The 22,706-nt window shown below is 46.4% G+C and carries 15 protein-coding genes; 8 read left to right on the forward strand and 7 right to left on the reverse strand.

Annotated elements, in window-relative coordinates; genetic code table 11:
- Positions 1–199 precede the first annotated feature (199 nt).
- From NDI34_RS03825 to NDI34_RS03840, 4 genes are all read left to right on the forward strand, one after another.
- A complete protein-coding gene (locus NDI34_RS03825) occupies positions 200–3,427 on the forward strand; it encodes a glycoside hydrolase family 15 protein (protein WP_348231904.1) in 3,228 nt (1,075 codons plus the stop codon).
- 282 nt (positions 3,428–3,709) lie between these two features.
- Positions 3,710–5,188, forward strand: a complete 1,479-nt coding sequence (locus NDI34_RS03830) for an ATP-binding protein (protein ID WP_348231905.1) — start codon at positions 3,710–3,712, stop codon at positions 5,186–5,188.
- A 278-nt stretch (positions 5,189–5,466) separates the two neighbouring features.
- Entirely contained in the window at positions 5,467–6,321 is an 855-nt protein-coding gene (locus NDI34_RS03835; protein ID WP_190413454.1) for a DUF2267 domain-containing protein, read from the forward strand.
- A 156-nt stretch (positions 6,322–6,477) separates the two neighbouring features.
- Positions 6,478–7,308, forward strand: a complete 831-nt coding sequence (locus NDI34_RS03840) for a hypothetical protein (protein WP_348231906.1) — start codon at positions 6,478–6,480, stop codon at positions 7,306–7,308.
- Between the two features lie 81 nt (positions 7,309–7,389).
- Here the strand turns inward: NDI34_RS03840 and NDI34_RS03845 are convergent, their stop codons facing one another.
- Entirely contained in the window at positions 7,390–8,499 is a 1,110-nt protein-coding gene (locus tag NDI34_RS03845; RefSeq protein WP_190677094.1) for a tetratricopeptide repeat protein, read from the reverse strand.
- Positions 8,489–9,160, reverse strand: a complete 672-nt coding sequence (locus NDI34_RS03850; protein WP_190413460.1) for a sigma-70 family RNA polymerase sigma factor — start codon at positions 9,158–9,160, stop codon at positions 8,489–8,491. Before NDI34_RS03850 ends, NDI34_RS03845 begins: the two co-directional genes overlap by 11 nt.
- Positions 9,161–9,621: 461 nt before the next feature.
- Between NDI34_RS03850 and NDI34_RS03855 the strand changes: the two genes are divergently transcribed.
- Entirely contained in the window at positions 9,622–10,224 is a 603-nt protein-coding gene (locus NDI34_RS03855; protein WP_190413462.1) for a glyoxalase-like domain protein, read from the forward strand.
- Between the two features lie 162 nt (positions 10,225–10,386).
- Here the strand turns inward: NDI34_RS03855 and lysS are convergent, their stop codons facing one another.
- Entirely contained in the window at positions 10,387–11,907 is a 1,521-nt protein-coding gene (gene lysS, locus NDI34_RS03860) for a lysine--tRNA ligase (protein ID WP_348231907.1), read from the reverse strand.
- A 343-nt stretch (positions 11,908–12,250) separates the two neighbouring features.
- Here lysS and NDI34_RS03865 point away from each other — a divergent pair, with 343 nt between their 5' ends.
- From NDI34_RS03865 to NDI34_RS03875, 3 genes are all read left to right on the forward strand, one after another.
- Positions 12,251–13,396, forward strand: a complete 1,146-nt coding sequence (locus NDI34_RS03865) for an AAA family ATPase (RefSeq protein WP_348231908.1) — start codon at positions 12,251–12,253, stop codon at positions 13,394–13,396.
- A complete protein-coding gene (locus NDI34_RS03870) occupies positions 13,393–14,028 on the forward strand; it encodes a hypothetical protein (protein ID WP_348231909.1) in 636 nt (211 codons plus the stop codon). Before NDI34_RS03865 ends, NDI34_RS03870 begins: the two co-directional genes overlap by 4 nt.
- A 25-nt stretch (positions 14,029–14,053) precedes the next feature.
- Positions 14,054–15,111 (forward strand): IS630 family transposase gene (locus NDI34_RS03875; RefSeq protein ID WP_348231910.1). Its coding sequence is split into 2 segments (ribosomal slippage): positions 14,054–14,530 and positions 14,533–15,111, totalling 1,056 coding nucleotides; the frame shifts between segments, so codons are not numbered across the junction.
- A 434-nt stretch (positions 15,112–15,545) separates the two neighbouring features.
- Here NDI34_RS03875 and NDI34_RS03880 read toward each other — a convergent pair.
- The 4 genes from NDI34_RS03880 to NDI34_RS03895 form a co-directional block, all read right to left on the reverse strand.
- Complete coding sequence (locus NDI34_RS03880; protein ID WP_348231911.1) at positions 15,546–16,418, reverse strand: alpha/beta hydrolase; 873 nt, start codon at positions 16,416–16,418, stop codon at positions 15,546–15,548.
- Between the two features lie 61 nt (positions 16,419–16,479).
- Positions 16,480–17,961: an FAD-dependent monooxygenase gene (locus NDI34_RS03885; RefSeq protein ID WP_348231912.1), complete on the reverse strand. Its 1,482-nt coding sequence runs from the start codon at positions 17,959–17,961 to the stop codon at positions 16,480–16,482.
- Positions 17,962–17,997: 36 nt separating this feature from the next.
- The gene (locus NDI34_RS03890) at positions 17,998–18,618 is read right to left on the reverse strand and encodes a cytochrome b N-terminal domain-containing protein (protein WP_190429372.1); all 621 of its coding nucleotides are present in this window, start codon (positions 18,616–18,618) and stop codon (positions 17,998–18,000) included.
- A gap of 218 nt (positions 18,619–18,836) precedes the next feature.
- Positions 18,837–22,091 carry an EAL domain-containing protein gene (locus tag NDI34_RS03895; protein ID WP_348231913.1) on the reverse strand — a complete coding sequence of 1,085 codons (3,255 nt, stop codon included), beginning with the start codon at positions 22,089–22,091 and terminating at the stop codon, positions 18,837–18,839.
- Positions 22,092–22,706: the final 615 nt, after the last annotated feature.

Raw genomic sequence — 22,706 nt, forward strand, 5'->3', positions numbered from 1 at the left:
CTTAACTCCATAAAATAAACTTTTGTTACCATCTGTACAAGAATGTAACTAAAGAATTGTAAACGCGCAGCAATCTGCTTCGCGAGGCAGATGAATTTTAGCTTTGGTGCGAAAATAAAAAGCACTTGGGCTGGATTTCTGACACTCTCTTCGTTTTGCCGGGGACGACCCCCAGCACCCCTCTCTTTAGGAGAATGATATGTTGCTAAACGCCTCACAACCGCTAAGCGATCGCCTAGACGATTACTACCACCAGATCAAGGCTGTCATTCTCAACCGTCAAAATCCGATTACGGGTCTGTTGCCCGCCAGTACTGCAATTAACGCCCACGGCGACTACACCGATGCCTGGGTACGCGACAACGTTTACAGCATTCTCGCCGTTTGGGGATTGGCGCTAGCTTACCGCAAAGTCGATGAAGATAAGGGGCGCACCTACGAGCTAGAACAAAGCGTCGTCAAGCTGATGCGCGGGCTGTTGTTCTGTATGATGCGACAGAGCCACAAAGTTGAGCAATTTAAACAAAGCCAATCCCTCCTAGACTGCCTGCACGCCAAATACAACACCAGCAGCGGTGATGTCGTAGTCGGCGATGACGCTTGGGGACACTTGCAGTTAGATGCCACCTCGCTATTTCTGCTGATGCTGGCTCAGATGACGGCATCGGGGTTACATATCATCTACGCCATTGACGAAGTAAACTTTGTCCAAAATCTGGTCTATTACATTGGCAGAACTTACCGAACCCCCGATTATGGCATTTGGGAGCGGGGAAATAAGATAAACCGGGGGAATCCAGAACTAAATGCCAGTTCGATCGGGATGGCAAAAGCCGCTTTAGAAGCAATAAGCGGACTGGATTTATTCGGAGTGCGCGGTTCTCAGGCTTCTGTAATTCACGTGCTGCCGGATGAAATTGCTCGCGCTCGTATGACCCTGAAATCCCTGTTACCAAGAGAATCTAGCTCCAAAGAAGTGGATGCGGCTAGCTTAAGCGTCATTAGTTTCCCAGCCTTTGCGGTGGAAAATATGGAGCTGATGGAACGCACTCGACAGAAAATCATCGACAAGCTGGAGGGACGCTACGGCTGCAAACGCTTTTTGCGAGATGGACACCAAACTGTTTTGGAAGATACCAGCCGCTTGCACTACGAACCTTGGGAATTGCAGCAATTTGAGCATATTGAGTGCGAATGGCCTTTATTTTTCACCTACCTGGTTCTGGATGGCTTGTTTCGAGGAGACATGGAACAAGTTAAGGACTATCAAGAGTGCCTGGAGTTTCTGCTGATTGAGCAGGACGGTTTGCGGCTGCTACCGGAGCTTTATTATGTCCCGGCGGAAAAGATTGAGGCGGAGAGACAGAACCCCCACACCCAACCGCGCCTGCCAAATGAAAATATCCCCTTGGTGTGGGCGCAAAGCTTGTACCTGCTAGGAGAAATGCTGAGTGAGAAGTTAATCGCGGTGGGAGATATTGACCCGCTGGGACGGCACCTGAGTGTGGGTCGGGAAGGAAACCCGATGGTACAAATTGCGCTGCTGGCAGAAGATGAAAAGTTACAGGCTGAATTAGCAGTTCACGGCATTGCAACGCAGACGCCGCAACAACTGGAGCCGATTCAGGTGCGTCAAGCAACAGAACTTTCGGCGGTTTATACCCAAATTGGGCGGAACGACAAGCTGGGACTCACGGGCAGGCCCGTGCGCCGGTTGCGGACTTTAACAACATCAAGGATTTTTCGTATTCGCAGCGAGACGATTGTCTTCTTACCGTCATTTTTGGATCAAAAGCAGTTTTACCTGACCCTTGACTACCATTTCTTAGTTGCTGAAATTCAGAGCGAACTTGCTTATATTCAGCGCAATTGGTTTGAGCTAGGGCGTCCTACCATGACGTTGTTGCTGACCCACGCAATGCTGGAAACCGGCTCAGAGGCGCTTCTGGAACTGATGCAGGAGCTAAAAGATGGTTTATGCAATGGGGTTCGGGTGAAATTGGGGCGGCTCAATCAGCTGATGCTGACATCTGGGACACAACGAATTGATTTTCTACACGACTTTGAGTTTACCCAATCGCCGGTTCAAGATGCCGCGACGCGGCGGTACTACCTGACCAGCCATCCCGATAAAAATTGGCCGCTGGGTAATACTCAAGAATTTATGCTGGAGTGCGAAACCAATTTGGGGTTATTGCTCTCTAGCCTGCGGGAGTCGGAAAACATCTACGAACAAATCGAGTTGTTGCATACCTTAGTGCGGTTGCAGGGATTGGATTTTGATACCGGCTTTGGAGGGCCGGAACAGCGAGTGACAGTGGCGGATTTGCTGGATGAAGTGTACACCAAGGCAGGCACCAGCGAAGCGTCCCCCCACTGGACGGTGGTACGTCATGCGGCTGGGTTACTGAATAAGGTTGATATTGGCTTGTCGGATGCGGTGACGGATATCCTGGTGCGGGGCAAGCAGATTACGGTGGGCAAGGCGTATACTGAGGCATCGCTGATGGCACGCCCGATGTCTTATACAGAAATTATGGACAAAATCCGCGAGTTCTGTGGGGAGGATATTCGCGATCGCGTCTTCACTCAAGAAATCCTAATTTATCTCGGACTCCTGATCAAGGGGGAACCTCAGCTATTTGATGGTTTGCTGACGCTGCGGGTGGGATATTTGATCCTGCTGCTGACTAGCGAATTGGCGCACGAGTTGTGCCTGACTCAGGATGAAGCTTACGAACACTTGATGCAGTTAAGTCCTTTTGAAGTGAGAATGCGGCTGCGCCAAGTATTGGCTGGGTATGAGGGGATGAATCAAGTGCTGCGTCAGCAAGAATCTTTACACGTTAAACAGCAGGAACAGGAGATTGAGTGGGTGGTGCCGGTGGAACCCGATGAGGAAGAGGCACCCACTGCTGGGGGTTGGTTGCGACAGCGACAACTAGATGGGGCACTCAATCGAGTCCCGAAAGATTTTTATCCCAGCGTTTGGAGATTGCTGAAACACTGCAAAGGTGTAGTAATTGGGGATAAGCTAGAGCGTCGCAATCGTTTGGATAGCCATTTGATTTTGTCAGAAATGACGCCAGGGGAAAAGAATTTTGCTCTGCGAATCGAGCATTTACTTAATAAAATACAGGCACCGGAATACCGAAAGGTAAATATTGAGGCATTAATGGAATTGGCAGCGATCGCTCAAGCGAATCCAGAGCTACAAGTAGAAGAATATATTGTGCTAGATGTGCTAATTGGTCATGCCGTGCGCTTGGCTTGGTTGGAAAAATTTCCAGAAAGAGCAGATCGCTATGACGAGTATAAAGCCGCTGCATGGCGTGCCTTTTACGGCACTTCTCCCAGAGATTGTGCGGCTTCTATTGTCAAAGCGTTCCGCTTCCTGACTCAATTTGGGCAACGCAGTGCTGCATAAAGTTGCTTAGATTGAATATTTGAAACGCAAAGGTACGCTAAGGAAAACGCAAAGGTACGCGAATTTAGATTGATTTCTCTGCGTATCTTTGTGTAAAAAGTAGATATTAGCGTTGAAGTTATATGCTTAATTTTTTCGCTAATTTAATATCATCGAAGTTGGGAAAGGCAGGCGATTCAGAGGATAGCGATTATAGTAAAATTTTACCCCTAGCTACGCTTACCGACTAGCAACGTTTAGGTGAGTTGCCAGAATAGCATTGGCAAAAGATTGAGTTAATTTATGTTTCAAGCTACTCGTCGGCGATTAGCTATTTGGTACACGGCTGTTACAGCGGTACTGCTACTGCTATTTGCTACTGGGGTTTATTTGTATGTCCGCAACACGCTGATTGAGCGCGTGGATGACACGCTCAATCATGTAGTGGAAGTGGTGCAGCGATCGCTCGTGATTGAAACCGCCCCGAATGGCAGTTCATCCGTCAACGTCGAAGCCAGTTTTCGCAACGATGCAGAAGCCGCTGAAGACGACCACATCGACCTAGAGTGGTTTAGCCCCACAGGTGAATTACTCTGGTCAACTCTCTCCGAACCTTTAGATATTCCCATTCATCTCAACCGCACTGGTGAAACCGTGCCGGTCGTTCGGGCTTCCTGGCAAGGGATATTAGACTCGGAATTTTGGTCTTCGACCAGGGAGGCAACGAAGGACTCCAAGCTGCTTTTGCGACAGGTAACGCAACGAGTGCAAATGGGGCGTCAGGTGCTGGGATATCTGCGCGTCAGCCATCCTTGGTTTGAGGTTGCCAAACCGACTCGTTTGTTGATGGTCGATTTGATTTTTGGCACCGGACTAATGTTGATTTCTGTGGCGACTAGCGGCTGGTGGCTTTCCGGGTTGGCGATGGAACCCGTGCGAGAGTCTTACCAACGGCTTAAACAATTCACCGCTGACGCCTCCCACGAACTGCGGAACCCGATTGCCATGATTCAAACGAATGTGCAGGTGGCGCTGGACGATCCCGATCTTGTAGAAGCATCTGGGGAGGCACCCATCCATTACCGACAACAGCTGAAGGTTGTAGAACGGCTTACTAGGCGTTTAGGGCGTTTGGTGGACGATCTGCTATTTCTGGCGCGGCAGGATAGTGGCATGAAACAACGCACTTGGGTTCAAGTTCACCTTGATGCCTTGTTGATGGAGGTGATTGAAGAACAACAGCTAGTCGCTGCGGAGAAAGGTGTCAAGCTATCTCTCGATTTTGGATTGCCAATTTTAAATATGGGAATGATTGAGCAAGAAAATCTCCCCTCCCAAATCCCAAATCCCAAATTTGAAGAGGATGCCTTTGCTATTGAAGGTGACTGGGATCAGCTGGCGCGTCTCTTCACAAATCTGGTTAGTAACGCCCTACAATACACTCCAGCAGGGGGTAAAGTTGATGTGACATTGCAATGGGTCGATACCATGAATCGCCTCGCCACGAAACGCCACGGGATGCCCCATCTGCAAGTCAGAGTCAGCGACACTGGCATCGGCATTCCAGAGTCGGCACTGCCCCACATTTTCGACCGATTCTATCGAGTCGATCCAGCCAGAACTCATATCGCGGGAAATACAACGGTAACGGGATCTGGATTAGGGTTAGCGATCGCGCAGGCAATTGTTGAAACTCACCAAGGTCATATCCAGATTGAAAGTATTCTCCATCAAGGTACAACCGTTACCGTCACTTTACCGGCAGCCACAGAAGAATATTAGGAAGGACAAATTCATTCATCTTTCATCCCCTTCCTCATCCTTCCGAAGACTCTACTTTAGAAATGCTTCCCCTGGCAGATGCAGGGATCAAGCTTGACCTACTAATTTCTTGAATAGCGGCTAAGGCAATTTAGCCAAATTTAGACCCAAAAGTGGTTTTGAGACTCTCTTTGAGTTTCAATTGCTCTACTCGTTATATACGAGCGCTTTCTTATGGAAAGTTTAGGGCAAAGCGCCACGTTTACTAAATCCAACATTCAAAATATAAGGAGATTCTGATGACAATACCCTTAAGAGAAGATGTTGCCTACATTTTACTCAAAAAAATTCACGAAGGTGATAGCGAACCGGGTAAGCATGAAGTAGCCTTCACGGCGGCAGACTTCGCTGGTAGACAAGTCACAGAAACCGACCTGATGGGGCACTTAGATTATTTAAATCAAAAGCAGTATATCGATGCTGAATTTACTGGCAATGCTTACGCTAATCAGGAAGATACCACGGATGTCGTTAATCCGAAAGAGTTCGACTTCCGCATTGCCAATTCCTACGATCCCTCTGATGGTTTAGCACCTCATCTAATTAAATTTAAAAGTGCCAGACTGACCGAAAAAGGGCAACGCCTGTTGGAAAAAATGGAGGAAAACCCGCCAGCAGCCCTTAAGGAAGGTCCTGTGGTTCCCATTGCCACAAAAGATATGCCCTTCCTAGAGAAAGTGATGTTCAGGGGCGAACTGGAAGATATCTTTGATGCTAGAGATATCAGTGAGGTGGTGTTCCGTACCATGCGAGATATGATGACGAATGAAGCCGCCGATCGGGTGACTTCTGAACTGCATGAACCAGTAGAACCGACAGAAGATAAGGCGCTGCAAAACGAAATTGCTGACTTGTGGCAGGATACCAATCCAATTGTCCATTTCCTTAGCCGGATTCGTCCTCCCCTGATCATTAAGGCTGATACTTTTCTATTCCGGATTCGCCAAGAAGCAGGTTTGCCGCAAGGGGTAGAACCAGAAATGGCAATTAAGGCTGTGTTCTCGGCGACAAAAGATGAATTGTCCGAAGAACGGATTCAGGAAATTGCTGGCTTCTTACCCGACAAAATTAGAGAACTCTGGGAGCAAGCCTAACTTTTTGAAAAAGGCAAAAGTAAAAAGAGCAAATTCTTTACTTTCGCCTTTTACTGACTAGACTTTAAATCTTTTTTTGCTGCCCGACGAGTACCAAATTGCTGAAGTCGGGCAGTATAAATGCTTTTAAAAAACTGAATTAAAGGAGAATCAATCATGATTCACAAACATCAGCCAATCAAAAAAACACTAGCGTTAGCAGGCGCGATTTGTGGGAGTTTGCTCTTTGGCTTACCAGCGCTGGCTCAGATGAACTCGGCTCCAGGGGAGATCGACCAACCGCGCGATACTCGCGATCGCCTGATGCAACCACCCGCAAGTGGAGAGGGCATGATGCAACCACCTGCAAGTGGCGATCGCATGATGCAACCACCTGCAAGTGGCGATCGCATAATGCAAAATAACTCCACTCCCAGCAATGTCAACCAATTGCAGAATAACGCTCAGGGTGCTTCGCCGCTAAATCCTTGTCCTAGCATTTTCTACGAATCTAGATACATTCAAGCAGGCATTCGTCCTCCCGCAGGTTGCCCAGCCGCTCCGCCACTCCAGCCAGGTTCCGCGACTGAGACAACATCCCCAGCGCCGCCAAGACCGGGCGCTGAGACGGCACCGCCGACACAACCGGGTGCTGTGATTCAAGCACCAGCCCCGGAACAGCTACAATCTCCCGCTTCTAACGTGATGCCCATGAACGGGATGGTGAATGTCAGGCTGATTAACCAAACCGGTGATCCCATTACTTACCAGGTGCTGGGCGATACCAATCAGAGAAGACTACCGGGTAGAGATAATATTACGCTCCAAGGCTTAAAAACCCCTGTAAATCTGACTTTCCAACGTCCGAATGGCGCACTGTTGAGAGTCGTTCCGCAAACATCAGGCGAACAGGGAATGTTAGAGGTGGTTTTGGAGGAAACAACGGATCTCAGTGTTGACAAAAATGCCATGACCATTCAGGAAAATGGTAATGTCCTGGTGAACTAACGATTTCGATATTTCCACAACCAGAAGTGTAGAGATGCAAAGCTTTGCGTCCCTACACTTCTGGTGTTTTGATTCAAATGCTTATCTAATCCGAATTTGAGCCAAATTGTTGAGCAAAAGTGCTTCTTCTTGCTCATCCCCAAGGGTACGCGCCAAAACGATCGCTCGTTGGTAGAAGGTCCGCGCCGTTACTGGGTTGCCGCTGACCTGATAAAGTTGAGCAAATAACCTGAGTGATTCTAGTTCTTGCCGCAAATTTTGCGATTCCTGAGCCAAGGTTAAGCGGCGATCGAGCAGTTCAAAACCCTCCTGATACTGCCTAAGCTTGCTGTAGACGACCAGCAGACCATCAATCGCTCGATATTGAGTTGAGCGATCGCGTATTTGCCGACCCAATCTCAGTGCCCCACGGTATGAAATCTGGGCATCCCGATATTGATTGAGTGCCAGATAAGCATCTCCCAAATTATTCACTGTATTCGCCTCGCCCAGCGGGTCTTTCCCCCGACGCCGAAAAATCAAGGCTTCTTCGTAACGTTTAATCGCTTGCAAATAATCGCCGCTATTTGCCGCCGCCAATCCTAGATTACTTAGAGACAGTCCTTCCCCGGCTTGGCTGTTGATGCTTTGGGCAATTGCCAGTGCTTCAGAAAAGCTTGCTGAAGCCGCCTGCACGGCACCTCGTTGCAGCAAAACGGTGCCGACGTTATTTAAGCCATAAATCTGCCCCTGGAAGTCTGGTTCGTCGCGGGCAACCGCCAACCGGCGTCGCAGGGCATCTTCCGCCTCAAAGTAGCGTCCCAAGCGGGCGTAAGTAAGACCTAAATAATCGTATGTCTGACCGATTGCCCGCCGATCGCCTATTTGTTGGTAAATATCCAGTGCTTGTATCCAGTAGGGAATTGCTTTTGCCAGGTTCCCTCTCTGTTCCTCCTGTGCGCCCAATCGCAGCAGTCGGTCAGCATCTTCCCTCGCATATCCTTGGGTCCCATTGTTCAAGGGGATACTGAGTTGTTGGTCAATACTAACGGCTTTGGCACTGCTCGGCAAGTAAAAAGTAAACAGTAAAAAGATAAAAGAAACAGAAAAGAATCTCAATTTATTAGCATTGTTCTCTTTTATTTTTTGTGCCCTATTTTTGCCTAGTTTGGCGAATGCTGCAAACAACCACCCTCGCTCCTCATAACTCATAGCTAATCGCTCCACTTGCCTCTTGCTTCTCACCTTTTTGTTGCTTAGCTGCTCCTACCAGATAAATTGTGCGAATATCCTCTGGTAAAGAAGCTTCTAACAGTTGATACCCTTCTTGGAGCTTGACTTGAACCTGTGCGGGAGAAATTGTTTCTCCCTCTGCCTGGAGATAAGCGGCAATCCGCGTATGACTCCAGTTAAAGGTCTGCGCCATCAGCACCATCAATCGCAGCATCGGCGGGAATCGCTCCAACGCTTGTTCGACATAACACCACAGGGGCGGGGAAGCCGCTTGTAGGTTGTAATGAATTGACTCCACGGGCGGCAATTCTGCCTGGTTGATACATACAGCAGTAATGTTGATCAGCCAGTTCTGGAACGTTAGCATCCCAGTCCCGCTAACATCGCGCAAATCCAGTCCGCCTAGCTCAAAGTAGATGTGCCGCCAGGTGAGGGCGAAGAGGTAGTCTGCTTGTACAGGCGATCGCGCCAAATGCTGAATCAGGGTATAAACAATCGGACTATAGCGACTGAAAAGCGCTACGAAGAAGCGCCCCTGCTCCGGATGGCGCTGAAACAAAGTCAGTAATTCCTGATCGCTGTAATGAAACAGCGATTTGACAATCGGATGATTGCTTTCAGGGAAATGAGGAATTTGCACGATTTTGAATCACTTACTGGAGTCATTCTATCCAGGAACGATCCCTAATATATCTAGTGTTTTCAGGAATGGAAATGATACTTGTATTTTTAGCCGGTGGGAAGAGTGCCAATCGCCCTTTATTTTTTTAGCTGATGCGATCGCTTCAGTGCGATGAATGGAGTAGCGATCGCGCTCAACAAACTCCCATCCTTCTGATTATCTTTCTCATTTTGTGAAGGCAAGATACCCGACTTCATAGAGAAATCGGGTATCTGAAATCGTAGCGATCGCCTTGTCTGAGTATCGAGCTAGATGACTTGCTGCGTCAGTTTTATTAACTTCGGCAGACTTGCAGAGTATTTTAGAGACTCGTTTAAGCTTGATAGAATTAAATAGCGCTCTTGACTGGTTTACAGTCAAAGTGTTATGTGCAACCGTAAGTTTAGTTTTCAATAGAGTTCTTCAAGCCTTGTAGGTTCATGGTTCTAGCAGCAATTGATACGATTTCTCTTCTGCCTCAGCTCGTTCATTTAGGTGCTTTTTTCCCTGAATTACCTCTAGATGGTCTCTTGTCTACTCAAGGCATCATGGTGATGCTCTTGGCAGCCTACGCTGGTGCTATGTGGATGTTTCTCACCAGCGCCCCAAAAGTCCATACCGTCATGGTGTCCGATTTAGACACGGCGCGACAGTTTTATGAAGGCTTGCTAGATTTGCCAGTCGCAGAAGTGCCGCTGCACTACTACTACAACTACGAGCAAACATTGGGAGCTACTGCCATCGATCCGCTTTATCTCTCACCCACGTTGGGAGGAAGCACTGCTACCCAAAAGCTGAATGGTACGGAAGGTTTATGGTATCAGCTCAAGAAGAACACCCAACTGCACGTAATTTCTGGAGCCAGTTTGGGGAAGAAAAACCAGCAGCGCCACGTTTGTTTTGACCACGATTGTTTAGAAATGGTGCTGATGCGGGTACAAATGCGGGGCGTCAAGCACAAAATTCGCCGCGACAAACCCTTGAATTTTTTGGTAAAAGATTTGGATGGTCGCGTGATTGAAATGGCAGAAGTGTCGAATTAGCAAGATTGACCTTTTCTTAACCCCTCCCTATTTCTCCCTAACCCTTCCCTACAAGGGGAGGGTTAGGGAGAAATGTTTGTTAATGGGAGGGAAAAGGAAGAAATTTTTGGGTTGTTGGGTTCTTTTTAATTCTCCCCTTCCCTACGAGGGAAGGGGCAGGGGTTAGGTTGATTCTGGGGTAGCGTCGGATTTTTCGGGTTTGAGGAGAGGGAAAGCGATCGCATCCCGAATGCTGGCACAATCAGTTAGCAGCATCACTAAGCGGTCAATTCCAATCCCTAAACCACCTGTCGGCGGCATTCCATACTCCAGCGCTGTCAGGAAATCTTCATCCACGCCTTGCGCTTCCAAATCTCCCGCTGCCTTCCGCGCCGCTTGCGCTTCCAGTCGTTCACGCTGATCGATAGGATCGGTTAATTCTGAGAAACTATTCGCCGTCTCCCGTCCGACGATAAATAGCTCAAATCGCTCTACCAATCCTGGTTTCGAGCGGTGCGGCTTAGCCAGGGGAGAAATTTCCACCGGATAATCCAGCACAAACGTCGGCTGAGTCAGATTCGGTTCGCATTTTTGCTCAAAGGCTTCGTTGAGGATTTTGCCAATCGATTCGCATTCTTCTGCGCCTCCGATACCTGCCTCACTTGCTGCTGCTTTCGCGGCTTCCAGCGTTGGGAAAGCGGCAAAATCTAAGCCAGTTTGCTCCTTGACTAAGTCGTGCATGGTAACGCGACGCCAAGGCGGTGTTAAGTTAATCGGTTCGCCTTGATAAGTAATTTCCAGCGTCCCCAGCACCTCTTGCGCCACAGTGGTAATAATTCCCTCCGTCAGCGCCATCATGTCCTGATAGTCGGCGTAGGCTTGATAAACCTCAATCGTGGTGAATTCGGGGTTGTGGCGGGTAGAAATCCCCTCATTCCGGAAAATCCGCCCCAGTTCAAACACCTTCTCAAATCCACCTACAATTAGCCGCTTTAGATGGAGTTCTGTGGCAATCCGCAGATACAACTCCATATCCAGCGTGTTGTGATAGGTGACGAAGGGACGCGCATCCGCACCACCAGCTTCTCCCTGTAACACTGGCGTTTCAATTTCAATAAAGCCGAGTTTATCCAAATAGCGGCGAATTCCGGCGGTAATCAGAGCGCGGCGTCGGAAGGTTTCCCGCACTTCCGGATTGACAATCAAATCCACATAACGCTGACGGTAGCGCTTAGCTACATCCGTCAATCCATGCCACTTATCCGGTAAAGGCAGCAGCGACTTGGTGAGAATCGCGTACTGCTTGACGTAAACCGATAGCTCACCCTTTTCCGTGCGTTTAACTGTCCCCTTGGCTCCCAGAATATCCCCGGCATCTGTTAGATCCTTTAGGTGTTTAAAGGCATCCGGGACATCCGCCATCCCTTCATCGATTCTTTTCTTCTCCAGATACAGCTGAATCGAGCCAGTTTCGTCTTGCAAGGTAAAGAAGGCGAGTTTGCCGAAGACGCGACGCGCCATAATGCGTCCAGCAATGGTGACTTCTACTTCTACTTCTTCACCGCTTGGCAAATCTGCGTATTTTTCCTGCAATTGCGCCGCATGGTGGCTGGATTCCCACTGGTAAGCATAGGGATTCATTCCCATCTGCTTGAGCTGTTCGACTTTCTCTAACCGCGTGGCGCGGATATCATCTGAGGACATGGTAAGGAACTTTTAGGGGCAGTCTTTGATTTTAGGATGCTCTGGGCGAGTCTGTTAACTATTGTGTCTTGTTTTTGCAGTGGCGGGGGAAGGAGAGTGGAGGAGGCGATCGCGCCTCTGGCTCAGATGGCTTTTTTGGAATGGAGGAAAAATAATAGTGGAGAGCGCTCGCTATTACACTTGTGTAAGTCCTGCCACCATAGATTCAGTTAATAGAGCTTTACAAATATTTTGCTAATATATCTAAGAATTTAGGCTGTAGGTGTTTAACAGCTATGCCTTCAGTATATTAACCAGTTCAAGCTAATCGTTGTAATTTATGTGACTGAAGGGGACATTAGTTATGAAAATTAAAACAATAGAATATTATAACAAAGCCTTAGACTGGCGCTTAAATCCAGTTGATTTTACTAATAGCTTTTCTAACCTCACCTTACTTGTCGGTGTATCAGGAGTTGGCAAAACTCAAATTATTAAGTCTATCTTAAATTTAAAGAGAATAGCCAACGGGGAACCTTTGAATGGGGTGCAATGGGATATTACATTTGAAACCCTTGATCGGGTTGAATTTCGATGGAAAGGAGAATTTGAAAGTAAAGGATTAGCCGGAGAGATTCGTGATGTAAATGATGAAGAACCTAAAATTAGAATTATAAATGAATATTTATACAAACAGGGCAATGAACTTGCTAAAAGAAACAACGACAAAATAGAATTTAAAAATCAAACAACTCCGAAGTTATCACCGTTTAAAAGTTTAGTTGATATACTAAGTGAAGAAGAAGACATTGCTCCCATAAAGGAGAGTTTTGATAAAATAATTCAGTTGGATACAGAAAATAAAATATATACAGTTACTACTGCATTGTTAAACCAATTTGAAAACTCTTCTGTGGAAACCATACAAAAAATTAATCAACCAGACTTAATCAAATTGGCATTAGTTTATAAATATTTCCCAGATGTATTTCAAAAAATCAAAAAGCGCTTTATAGCTATATTTACACAGGTTGAAGATATCAAATTAGAACCGGAGAGGCCGGAAAATTTACCAATTAGTTTTGGGAATTTATTGAATGAATTTCTTTTTATTAAAATTAAAGAAAAAGGTATTAATAAATGGATTAGTCAACCTAACATTTCTTCTGGAATGTTTAAATCGTTAATGCAGATTAGCGGACTATACTTATCGCCTGAAGACAGTGTAATTCTCATCGACGAATTTGAAAATAGTTTAGGCGTTAACTGTATTGATGTTTTAACTGAAGATTTGTTGGCGCAAAATAGAAATCTGCAATTTATCATAACCAGCCATCACCCTTACATTATTAATAATATTGGCATGGAACACTGGAAAATAGTTACTCGCAGAGGAGGTGTAGTAACGGTAAAAGATGCTAAGGATTTTAACGTGGGGAAATCTAGACATCAAGCTTTTATTCAACTACTAAATCTTGAAGCTTACAGCGAAGGAATAGCAGTTGAATGAATCTGTATTTTCTTGTGGAAGGAAGAAGAACTGAAAAAAAAGTTTATCCAGCTTGGTTAGGGCATCTGTTACCAGAACTACAGCGAGTTAATGCTTACCATCAAGTAAATGAAAAAAACTATTACCTTATAAGTGGTGAAGGTTATCCTTCCCTTATTTATGATTTCATTCCCAGAGCAATTGAAGAAATTAATTTAAGTGGAAAGTATGACTATTTTGTGGTATGCCTTGATGCAGAAGAAAATACTGTTCCAGATATCAGAAAGGAAATTGATGAATTTATCAGAAAGGAAAGTTTTGAATTGGGAAAGACAAAGCTTGTTATTATCGTTCAAAATAGATGTCTGGAAACGTGGTTTCTGGGTAATCGGAAAATTTACTCAAAAAATCCTCAAAACCAACCTTTGTTAAACTATAGCCGCTATTATGATGTTTCAGTCGATGACCCTGAATTGATGGACAAATATAACGATTTTAATACTCACGCTCAGTTTCATGGTGCTTATTTAAAAGCCTTATTTGAAGAGAAAAATATCATTTATAACAAAAGAAACCCAGGTGATGTATTAAAAGCATATTATTTGGCTGAATTAATAGTAATACCAGTTTCCAATGAAGATGCACTAAATTGAAGAAAGCAACAGGGTAGGTGTAGGAATGGCAAATCAGTTCAAAGTGGCAGTCCAAGAGACAACGGAAGAACTGCAACATCGGCTGAAACGAGCCGTCACCGCTCAAGCAAAAGAGCGGTTGCAAATGCTCTACTCGATTAAAACAGGAGCGCTGACCACAAGGTCTGAGTTAGCGCAGTGGATACAACGTGACGAATCGACGATCTATCGCTGGCTCCAGCGATATAAACAAGGTGGGATAAAAGCTCTCTTAAGTGTGAAAACAGCACCTGGGAAAGTCTCGAAAATTACGCCGGAGGCTTTGCAAAAACTAGAACAACGCTTGGCACAACCGGAAGGATTCCACAGCTATGGTCAGATTCAACGGTGGTTGGAAGCCGAATGTGGGGTGGTAGTGGCCTATCGAACGGTGCATCAATTAGTGCGCTATAAACTTAATGCCAAGCTAAAAGTGCCTCGTCCTCGCAGCCAGAAGGCTTTACCCGAAGTGCAAGCTGCCTTTAAAAAAAACTCAAAGACTTGATAAGAGTGCTGGTGCGCTATCTGGGAACAGGACAACCAGTGCGTTACTGGTGTCAAGACGAGACTCGTCTGGGACTCAAGACCATCACAGGTCGGCAGATTACCCTCAAAGGGGTGAAACCTCACGGCATCGTTGGTTGGCGGCGCGAGAACTTCTATGTGTATGGAGCAGTGGAACCGGCTACGGGAGAAAGTTTCTTTTGGGAGTTTTCCCATCTCGATAGCTCCTGCTTTCAGTCGTTTCTCAACCACTTTTCTGTACAATTTCCCGATAGCTTAAATATCCTGCAACTAGACAATGGCAGTTTCCACAAATCGGTAACCCTGAATTGGCCCGATAACATTCTGCCAATTTTTCAACCAGCTCACAGTCCTGAACTCAACCCTATCGAGCGCTTATGGCAACATTTCAAGCAGTTTTTGCGTTGGGAAACTTGCACCAACTTGGAGCAATTGCGACAGAAGTTGAAAGAGGTTCTCGATCTCATCTCTCCTGAAGTGATCTCCTCCATTTGTGGATGGGATTACATCACTACAGCTTTATTAAGTGCAACTTCATAGGAAATTGGTATAAGAATTCATAATCAGCCACACCAATTGGCTACCTTCCGAAATTTTATAGAATTTTGTAACAGAGTCAAAGCAGAATTGTAAAAATAAATAGCGCGATCGCATTTTCCCCACATCACAAAAATTGTGAGTTAATCGTTGCGACTGCGCCAACAGCATCGCTATTTGTTGTAGATGTAGAAGCAAGTAGATTCGCTGTCTGAGTTGCATTCAGACAGATGCTTGGTAAGATTTTAATAGATTGGCAATCTGTCGGTTTGAGGCTGGAGCTGTCTAAAATTGAAAAAGCAGCTTCAGCCTCTTGATTGACACTTTGAAAGCTAATAGCAAGATGGTTAGACTTTTCCCAATCTCTAATTGGCTCAAAAGTGTTAATCTCAGCAGCAAAGTGAGCTAATTTAAAAAGTTACAGAATCAACTATCGATCAGCTGTTGGTAAATGAAAGGAACTCCCTCATATATTGAGTAACCAGTTGCGGTTTCTCTTGCTGCACCCAATGACTAGAGTCAGGGATGTATTTAATCGTAAAGTCTTTGACATACGCTTCAGTTCCGTAAGTCAGTTCTTTACCGAGTGCAGTATCTTGCTCTCCCCAAATCATTAGTGTAGGAACCTGGAGGATACTCCAATCTTGACTGAGCATTCTCTGCTGAAAAAGATTGCGATAATAGTTTAGGCTGGCTGTCAGGGCACCGGGTTTTGCAGCAGCTTGTTTATAGGCATCCAGATCGGCTTTGGTGAAGGCATTCTTATTAACAGCCATACCCGCGATAGCCGTTTCAATCGATTGGTAATCGAAGGATTGTAAAAGAAATTCTGGTAGCCACGGTAGCTGAAAAAAGAAGATATAGGAACTGCGTAATAGTTGTTGAGGATTACGCATATTTTCGGCAAATTTGGCAGGGTGAGGCAGATTTAGCACAATCAACTTGTCCACCATCGTGGGGTATGAGTAGGCAAAATTCCAAGCGATCGCGCCCCCCCAGTCATGACCCACCAGCACGCAGCTAGAGTATCCGAGTCCCTGAATTACCCCTTCAACATCTTTAATAAATTCATCCATCACATAAGCCGATTGAGCTGCTGGCTTATCGCTGTCGTTATAGCCGCGCAAGTCAAGGGCGACGACTTTATAATCTTTGGCAAATTCGGGGATTAGATGCCGCCAGGAGTACCAAAATTCCGGGAACCCATGCAGCATTAGCATCAAAGGGCCTTCTCCCTGAGTGACGTAGTGCAGCTTAATTCCGTTGCTGGTGATATATTCGTGCTTCCAAGAACCCTCTAGCACAGACATAGATACCTCCTTTGCTGTTGTAGTCATGGCATCGGCGATTCATCGCCGATGCGAACACTCTTCAGGTTAACGAATCAACACCAGAAGACGGCAGGTTCGGAAGAGATAGTTCATTAACATTCGCTTGATTTTGCTGACGCCGAGTGATTACCTGCCTTAGCACTTGCATTAAGATACTAGGCTGAAACAACGCCGTGGGTGGTTTCAGCAGGTGCAGCACTTCTATGAAAACTTTGAAGGCTACGGGACTCTCAATCGTGATTAACCTCACACGATCCAGATACCGTTGCATCAATCGGGTCTTCAGATCGGGTTGACCGCCCTCGGTCGTAGACCAGCGGAAATCCTCGCCCGTCGCCATCAGCCAAGGAATATGATTCACTTTAGCCAGTTGCTTTTGAAAGCGCCGCGTTAAACCCGTTAAATCGTCCTGAGAGTGACGCTGAAATTGCACTTTCAAGCACTCCTCCAGCGTTAACGCAGCCATCGCCGCCGCGGTCATACCTTGACCGTAGATAGGATTGAAGGAACAGACGGCATCACCTAAGACGACAAAGTTTTCTGGCAGTCTGGATTGTTCGTAGTGACGCAGGCGGTTTTCTGTGCCGCGATGACAGTAGATGGGTGAAATCGGTTGGGCTTGTTTGACCACTTCGTAGAGAATGGACGATCGCAAGCTGCGGGCAAATTCCAAAAAGCCAGCTTCGTCGCTGGGTGGATAGTCTCGACCCAAACCAGCCAGGGTAATTACAAAAGCGTCACCCTCACAGGGATAAAGCAGCCCACCGCGAGAATTTTCTCCTGGTTTAGACCACACCACGATTGATTTCCAATCGCTTTGGAAATCCGCTGGACGTTGATACCAACGGCTGGCGTAGCCTAAAAAGGAGTTAATGACTGTCTCTTGAGGCGGTGTGTAACCTAATGCCTTTATCCACTCAGGGGTTTTGGAATTCCGTCCAGTTGCATCCACGACCAGATCGGCTGGTAGAGACGCGGAATTTTGCGTCTCTACATCTGCGGCGCTAGTGTTTTGCCCGTGGTGGTGAAATTGCACCTGTACGCCCGTTACCTTAGTTTTGCTGGTGTCGGACAACAACTCGGTTGCTTGGCATTCTTCCAGAAAGCGTACATTGCTGTAAGCAGCCAGTCGGCGGCGAATCATCCACTCCAGCAGGTTCCGACTACAGGCACGAGTCACCAGTCCAGAGGAAAAGCGGGGTGCCCAACCGCCAAAATCTAGCATGGGACAGTCTAACGTCCAGTCCAAAGCAGTAGCGCCAGCAGCCGCTAATTCAGCACCCAATCCAGGAAACATTTGCTCCAAAATCTGCTGACCCCGCAACAGCAGAACGTGAGCTTGGTGGGCTTGGAGTACCCCTCGGCGCGTCTCTGGTTTGTCTGGGATGCGATCGCGTTCAATAATCGTCACTTGATCAAAGCGTTCGGCAAGCACTCGCGCTGCCAGTAGCCCAGCCATACTGCCACCGATGACAATGGCTTGTCTATTGCTGCCAACCGCCAGTTGGTGAGGGACGGACATAGACGTTTGAGTTTTTTTGGGTGATTTAGATGTATGTCAGCTTAATTTTGCTTCTGATTCTATCAGCGTCTGCTTCTCTTCTTTTTCTTGTAGCAATAGTCCTCCGAGATGAATCACTGCCAGAATCAGCGCCCCAATTGAAAGAATGTAGCTATGCAACGTGTACAAATGGGCAACTGTTACCGTATTGATGGCTCCACCCCCCGTGAGGATTTCTCGGAGTAGGGAACCAATTCCAGGGACGGCTTCTACTGTGCCTAATTCGATGGTGAAACGCCAGTATCCCAGCTGTGTCCAATCGAGAAGCATGGCAGTCCAACCAAGCGCGATCGCTACCAAAGTTAATAAAATTCCGCTAATCCAAGCGGTCAGCCAGCTTCGGCGAAATTTTTCACCGAGAAACATCACAACAATCGCTATCAGAGAAGCCCCAATTAATCCATTTCCAGCAATCTCATGGAGACGCTGAATTAGCCAACCGTTGGGAATCTCTGATTTGATTTCCCTCAAGGAATTATAGGCTCCACCTGCGGTCGGTTCGTAATAGAAAGATAGAAGAATTCCGGTGACGGCTGCTGTCAGGCTCAAAGACAAAATTGCTACAGCCAAAATAGTAGCCAGTCGTCGAAGTACAAAAGCGTACTGCACATTGTTCATGGCTAACTCCAACCTTTTTCGGTTGAATATGTATTTATACTTATTGTATTTATTTTTTCTGATTTGAACCCAAGAAATTATTAAATTTGTGAGCAAAACGAGCAGCAAAGAGAACGCCTACGCCAAGACCCGGAACGCAATTCAGGGGATGCTCCCGTTACTGTCTCTGTAGGGTGTTAGGAAAATCCACCTTCTCAGAACAAAACAGCCGATTTTCCTCACCACTGATGCTCTGCCGCCATGAATGTCTCGACAGATGCAACATCCAGAGGCCGGGAGAAAAAATAACCTTGTCCATACTCGCATTGCAGGGTTCTGAGTTGGGCAAGTTGCTCTGCTGTTTCTACTCCTTCTGCCACCACATCCAAACCCAAGTTGTGAGCCAGTGTGATAATGGTACGGACAATCTCCCAATTCTCGCTATCACTGCTCATTCTACCGACGAAAGAGCGGTCAATTTTCAACGTATCAATCGGAAATCGGTGCAGATAGCTTAAAGATGAATAACCTGTGCCGAAGTCATCAATATATATCTGGACGCCTAGTTTTTTTAATTGTAAGAGAGTAGCGATCGCAGATTCAGCATTTTCCATCACCGCGCTTTCAGTGATTTCTAACCGCAAACAGCCAGGATCTAAACCTGTTTCCTCTAAAATTTGATGGATTGCTTGGGCGAGATGAGGTTGCGTAAACTGTTTGCTCGATAGATTTACGCTAATAGTTAATGGTTGATGGTTGATGGTTAATGGTTTGTTGCCAGGAACACCGGATGATGAATCATTAACAAGTTGTTTTTGCCATACATACATCTGACGGCACGCTTCCTGTAATACCCACCAACCGATAGGAACGATTAGTCCAGTTTCTTCTGCTACTGGAATAAACTCAGCTGGAGAAATCAAACCGCGTTCTGGATGCTGCCAGCGCGCTAGAGCTTCAAATCCAGTAATTTGACCTGTGGAGAGCGAAACAATGGGCTGGTAGTGAAGTAGAAACTCTTGGCGATTAACAGCCTGCCTCAAGTCAGTTACTAACTGCAAAAGTTCCACAGCGCGAGTGTGCATCGTCATGTCGAAGACCTCATGACGCGCTCTACCCGATGCCTTAGCACGATACATGGCAATGTCGGCATCGCGTAAGAGGTCTTGCGGCTGGTGAGAATCTGTAGTGTTAAAGGCAATGCCAATACTGGCACTGGTAAAGACTTCCTGCCCGTTTAAGTTAAAAGGTAAAGCGAGTTCATTTTGAATTTGGTTCGCAACGCGGGTGGCGTCACTCACATCTTGAATATCTTCTAGAAGAATCGTGAACTCATCTCCCCCAAGACGGGCAACCATATCTCCAGGACGCAGACACCTCTGGAGCCTGTAAGCGATTTCGACAAGTAGTTGATCGCCGATTGTATGTCCAAGGCTGTCATTAATCACCTTAAAGCGATCGAGATCCAGAAAGAGTACAGCAAACAAGTAATCTTGACGCCGTTTTGTCAGCTCAACCAAATGTCCGAGCCGCTCCATGAATAGAGCGCGGTTGGCTAAACCTGTCAGCTTATCGTGAAAGGCATCGTGGATTAATAGATCCTCTACCAGTTTGCGATCGCTAATATCTGTAGCAACACCCAGCACTTGTCGGGCTTTCCCATCTGGTGAGACTAGAGATTTCTTGGTGGTTTGAAACCAACGCACGTTGCCTGTAGAGTCGGTGAGGGTCTCCTCAGAAATGATTTTTTCCGTTTCTCCTATTATCACTTCTCTGTCATCGGAGAGAAACCGTTCTACTTCCTCAAAATTCGGATTGAAATCTGCATCGGTTTTGCCAAGCAAATTTTCAACGGTTGTTCCATAAATACTTGCTAATGCTTTGTTAACCAGAGTAAATTTTCCGTCCCAGTCTTTGACAAAAATTAAATTTGGGGTGGAGTCAATCACATTGCGAAGAAACTCTTGTTGTACTCTAAGTGCTTCTTCTGCTTGCTTGCGGCTGGTAATATCTCGGCTCACAGCGAGGAGACATTGCTGATTGTCAAAGTCAATAATCTCTGCTGATAGTAATGCCACACGCGCCTCACCTGATTTTGTAAGGAAGGTAAATTCTATGTTGCGAACAGACCCTTCCTCCAGCAATATCTGCTTCATGCGATCGCGCTGCTCCTGATTTGCCCAAATCTTCAGCTCAACTGTGGTGCGACCGATGATTTCTTCGCGGGTATAACCAGTAATGTTTAGCAAGCTATCGTTGACTTCAACAAGGCGTCCCTCTGCCACCGTACTGATAGTGATTGCGTCAGGAGTGGAACGGAAGGCTTTAAAGAATCTCTCTTCTGATGCCCGCCGCGCCGCTTCTGCTCGCTGGCGCTCTTCAATTTCGGCTTGTAATGTCTGATTCGCTTTTTCTAGCTCTTGGGTTCGTTCCCAAACCCGATTTTCTAGCTTTTCGTGCGCTTTCTGGAGTGCGGTTTCTGTCCGCTGGCGCTCAATGGCAATTCCTGCTAAGTTTGTCGCTATTTCAATCAGTTGTAAATCATAAGAATTAGGGGTGCAAGGCTGGGAGTCGTACATGGCAAAAGTACCCAACACCTTGCCATCCGAATTAAGAATTGGTGTAGACCAACAAGCTCGCAGTTCGTTGCTCAACGCTAACTCGCGGTAATCTTGCCACAACGGATCGATGGCAATATCTGAGACAATTACAGGCTCTTTCCAATAGGCAGCTGTCCCGCAAGAAACAACACGCGACCCAATGGCGATTCCGTCAAGGGCACGATTATAGCTTTCTGGAAGACTAGGTGCTGCGGCATGGCGGAGATTGCGCCCATTTTCATCCAGAAGTAGAACGGAACATCGCATTTTACTGGAATGTTTCTCAATATTGCGGCATAAGACGTTCAGGACGCTATTGAGAGAGTCTCCTCTAGCAATCATTTCCAGTACACGCTTCTGACTAGCTAAGAGACTTTCTGCTTGCAAGCGCTCAGCGATCGCTTGTCGCATATTTACTAAATTACGTCTTAGTTCCAGTTGCGCTACGACCTGACGACTCAGTGATAAGAGGGCTTCTTGCTGCTCAGGCTTGAGTTGACGCGGCACAAAGTCGATCGCGCACAGCGTTCCCAGCGCATAACCGGCGGGTGTGATTAAAGGCGCACCTGCATAAAAGCGAATATTGGGGTCAGTCGTTACCAAAGGGTTCGTGGCAAACCGTTGGTCGGCTAATGCATCTGAGACGATAAACAAATCGGTTTGCAGAATAGCATGGGAGCAAAAAGCGATATCTCGCGGTGTTTCTGATACTTCCACACCGACTTTTGACTTGAACCACTGCCGATTCGCATCGACGAGGCTGATTAGCGCAATCGGTGTTCCGCAAATATGTGCAGCCACACGAGCTAGATCGTCGAAAGCCTGTTCGGGAGCCGTATCAAGAATCTCATACTGCTGGAGGGCTTTCAGCCTTCCTGCTTCATGGCTAGGCATAGGCGCTTTCACGCAGGATATTTCTCCAGATTCGATGCTTGCGACATTTTTGCTGGCACTAGCTTTGGTTATTTTTTGGGATATAGCTTCAAATATACCTATCCGGCTCAGATTTCCCATATTCTGTTTTTCCTCAGCTAGGTTAGTTATATTTATATTCGTAACTTTTACTTTTACCTTAATTTACATAGGTTCTTTAGGGATCTAAGTCACAAACAATTCGTTTGTCTGTCACAAATTACCTTAAGAAGTTTTTAATCTTATTAATTTTTAGACGTAGAAAGTTAGTCTGTATATGAGATTACAGAGATTCTGGATGAAATTAATTTATTTACAATTTTATCGATATAAAAAATGCCCATCATTTAAGTTTTTTCATTACATCTGGAGCAATTACAAAATTTGGGAACCGGGAAAATACGGGTGTTCTCTTGTTTCCAGCAGAGAGTTTCCTATTTCTTCAGGATTTCTACGGATCTAAAAACAGGGCAGATGATTTCACTAGACCTCTTGCAAAAGTCGTCGCTGGGGTAATATGGGGTCTAAAATTAGACGATTGCTAGCTGCCAGTCATAAGTTTTACTCATCTTACCTTTGACTGAGCCGAAGTTCATA

The organism is Trichocoleus sp. DQ-U1 (genome assembly GCF_039961925.1).
Taxonomy (GTDB): domain Bacteria; phylum Cyanobacteriota; class Cyanobacteriia; order Cyanobacteriales; family FACHB-T130; genus FACHB-T130.